The following is a 608-nucleotide window of genomic DNA, read 5'->3' on the forward strand; positions in this document are numbered from 1 at the left end:
TCCACTACCAATCCACCTCTAACTAATATCCGTTATTTCGTTTCTTTTTTTTGATAAAAGTGAAACATCATTTCAAATGATGATCGATAAATCGTTATCCTGCAAAGAATTTTTAGGCGCCCGTAACGAGCGCCCGACAGGCTTACCCAACGCTACTCCATGTAGTCTTCCTGATCGGCCTGCGCCGCCGCAATAAAACGCGCAGTACTGCGGCTGAGCGTGGCGCATTTGTCCGTCAGCAGCTGATTGTCCTGCTGCAGAGTCAGGTAACGCGCCTGGGTGAGCGTCGGCAACTGTCGATACCCTACCGCATGCGTATCCCAGCCGCGATGCTGCGCCGCACGCATCGCGGTGCGTTGCAATTTCACGTCGTCCGGCACGTCGCTGCGCCCGCAGTCCACGCGCAGGAAATGCCCGCCGGCCAGCATCAGAGCGATGTGATCCAATTGCGCCTGCAGCGGCGGCGCCGGTCGATGCGCCGTCTGCTGACAACCCGCAAGCAGCAGCAACGCCACCGCGCCGCAAAGAGACGTGCGAAACAGAGTAGACATGGGCACTCCCGGAAACCTGTGGGTGATGCAATGATCTTAGGTGAGCGGATGCCGGGC

At 57.4% G+C, this 608-nt stretch carries 1 protein-coding gene; it reads right to left on the bottom strand.

Annotation, left to right across the window (positions count from 1 at the left end; genetic code table 11):
- Positions 1 to 152: 152 nt before the first annotated feature.
- Entirely contained in the window at positions 153 to 551 is a 399-nt protein-coding gene (gene gspS, locus SO140_RS46305) for a type II secretion system pilot lipoprotein GspS (protein ID WP_049209458.1), read from the bottom strand.
- Positions 552 to 608: the final 57 nt, after the last annotated feature.

The organism is Bradyrhizobium sp. UFLA05-108, from assembly GCF_059803455.1.